The organism is Methyloceanibacter marginalis (assembly GCF_001723295.1).
Lineage (GTDB): Bacteria > Pseudomonadota > Alphaproteobacteria > Rhizobiales > Methyloligellaceae > Methyloceanibacter > Methyloceanibacter marginalis.
Map to the genome: position 1 here is coordinate 1 of NZ_LPWD01000285.1, position 2,679 is coordinate 2,679.

Genomic DNA, 2,679 nt, shown 5'->3' on the forward strand with positions numbered 1-2,679 from the left:
ATCGACGAGAAGGATCTGGTCGACGACTGGCTCGGCAATATTCGCGGCGATGCGCGCGAGACGCTGCGCAGCAACCGCATCGGCTATACCGACCTTGCGCAGAACGTCTCGGCCAAGACCGTCTCGCTCCGCATTCGCAACCCCGAGGATGTGGACAAGGCGTTCAGCGAACTGAAGAAGCTCGCGATTCCGGTCGGCGACGACGTGTTCGGCGGATTCTCCGGCAACGATCTCGACATCACGCGGGAGGGCGACAAGATCACGCTCGCCATTACCGAGGTTGGTCTGAACGACCGTTTCGGTTCGGCCATTCAAGCCTCCATCGAGACCATCCGGCGGCGCGTCGATGCGTTCGGCACCACGGAACCCAGCATTCAGCGCGAGGGCCGTAACCGCATCCTTGTCCAGGTACCCGGCGTGTCGGACGTACAGCGACTCAAAGGCTTGATCGGCGAGACGGGCAAGCTCGAGTTCAAGCTCGTGGACCCCTCCGCCAATGCCGCCGAGGTCGCCGTCAGCAAGAAGGTGCCGCCCGGCAACGAGCTGGTCTATTCGAGTGACGAGCCGCCGGTCCCGTACGTACTCAAGGATCAGGTGATGGTGAGCGGCGAGAACCTGGTCGACGCGCAGCCCGGCTTCGATTCCCGCACGGGCGAACCAATTGTGACGTTCCGCTTCGACCAGGCCGGTGCCAAGCGCTTCGGCCGGGTGACTCAGGACAATGTCGGTCTGCCCTTCGCTATCGTGCTCGACAACGCCGTGATCTCCGCGCCGGTCATCCGCGAGCCGATCCTCGGCGGCACGGGTCAGATCAGCGGAAACTTCACCGTGCAGGAGGCGAACGATCTCTCCGTCCTGCTGCGCTCCGGCGCGCTTCCCGCCAAGCTGACGGTCATCGAGGAGCGCACCGTCGGTGCGAGTCTCGGCGCCGACTCCATCGAGAGCGGCAAGAAGGCGGCAATTGTCGGCATGCTGCTGGTCGTGGCCTTCATGTTCGTGGCCTACGGGCTGTTCGGCCTGTTCGCCAATCTGGCGCTGCTCATCAACGTGGCGCTGATCTTCGCCGTGCTGTCGCTGATGGGCGCCACGCTGACCTTGCCCGGCATCGCCGGCATCGTGCTGGTCATCGGCATCGCCGTGGATGCCAACGTGCTCATCAATGAGCGCATCCGAGAGGAGGTGAGGGCCGGCAAGTCGCCTATTGCCTCGGTGGATTCAGGCTATTCGCGCGCGCTCATTACGATCATCGACTCCAACGTAACCACTCTAATCGCGGTCTTGGTGCTGTTCTGGCTGGGCTCAGGTCCTGTGCGCGGCTTTGCCGTGACTCTGACGGTCGGCATCCTCGCCTCGATGTTCACCGCCGTCACCGTCACGCGTATGATGGTCGCCTTCTGGCTGCGCTGGACGCGGCCGAAAACCCTGCCACTCTAGGATCAGCCAGAAATGTTTCGTGGCCTTCAGCTCATTCCCGCCGACACCAAGATCGACTTCGTCGGTCAACGCGCCATTACCTGGTTCGTATCGGCGTTCCTCACTGTCGCGCCGCTCCTCCTCGTGGCAACGGTCGGCCTCAATATGGGCATCGATTTCCAGGGCGGCACTCTGATCGAGGTGCAGACCAAGGAAAGCCCGGCCAATCTTGCAGACATTCGCAGCAAGATCAGCGGGCTCGGCGTGGGCGAGGTTCAGATCCAAGAATTCGGTGCGCCGGACGAGGTGCTGATCCGGATTGCCTCGCTGCCGACCGAAGAAGAGCAGCAAGCCTCCATCGCCAAGGTGAAGGAGGCGCTCGGCGACAGCGTCGAGTACCGCCGCACGGAAATTGTTGGACCGACTATCTCGTCGGAACTGATCGCCGGAGGCACCTTCGCCGTGGTCGTCGCCATGATCGGCATCATGATCTATGTGTGGTTTCGCTTCGAATGGCAATTCGCCGTGGCGGCCATCGCCTCGCTGGTCCACGACGTCACCGCCACGATCGGCCTCTATGCGCTGATGCAGCTCGAGTTCAATGTGTCGAGCATCGCGGCCATCCTGACCATCATCGGTTACTCGCTGAACGACAAGGTCGTGATCTTCGACCGCATCAGAGAGAATTTGCGCAAGTACAAACGCATGCCTCTGGTCGAGTTGCTCGATCTCTCCATCAACGAGATGCTGTCGCGGGCTGTGCTGACCCACGTCACCACCTTCCTCGCCATGCTGCCGTTCCTGTTCTTCGGCGGTGAGGCGATCTACGGCTTCGCCGTGGCCATGTGCTTCGGCATTGTCGTTGGCGCTTACTCGTCGATCTTCGTCGCTTCGCCCATGCAGCTGATCCTCGGGGTCCGCCGCGAGGCGTTCGCCCCGAGCGCCAGCCCCGCAAAGGGCAAGTCGGAAGCTGCGGCGCGCGCATGAGGCAGTGAGGCAGGGCCGTGGATGAGGGTGAGCGGGCGGTCGCGGTTCGGCGTATCGCTCGCGCCGCCGACCCGGATCGTGCCATCGCCACCCTGTTCGCGCCCGCGGAAGCCCGCGACGATCTCTTCGCTCTTTATGCGTTCACGCCGAGCTCGCCCGCATCGCCGATCAGGTGAGCGAGCCGGCGCTCGGGCATCCGCCTGCAATGGTGGCGAGAGGCCATCGAGCGGGCCGCGGGCGGCGAGACCACCGGCCACTTGGTGGCCGATGCCTTTGGCG

The 2,679-nt window shown here is 63.5% G+C and carries 2 protein-coding genes; both read left to right on the forward strand.

Annotation, left to right across the window (positions count from 1 at the left end; genetic code table 11):
• On the forward strand, positions 1-1,434 hold a 1,434-nt coding region (gene secD / locus AUC71_RS10910; protein ID WP_069624289.1), incomplete at its 5' end, for a protein translocase subunit SecD.
• 12 nt (positions 1,435-1,446) lie between these two features.
• Positions 1,447-2,400 carry a protein translocase subunit SecF gene (gene secF / locus AUC71_RS10915; RefSeq protein ID WP_069624290.1) on the forward strand — a complete coding sequence of 318 codons (954 nt, stop codon included), beginning with the start codon at positions 1,447-1,449 and terminating at the stop codon, positions 2,398-2,400.
• The last annotated feature ends 279 nt before the right edge of the window (positions 2,401-2,679 follow it).

Excerpts from the sequence above, each read along its gene's own strand:
- secF (WP_069624290.1), top strand. The coding sequence starts at position 1,447 with ATGTTTCGTGGCCTTCAGCTCATTCCCGCCGACACCAAGATCGACTTC.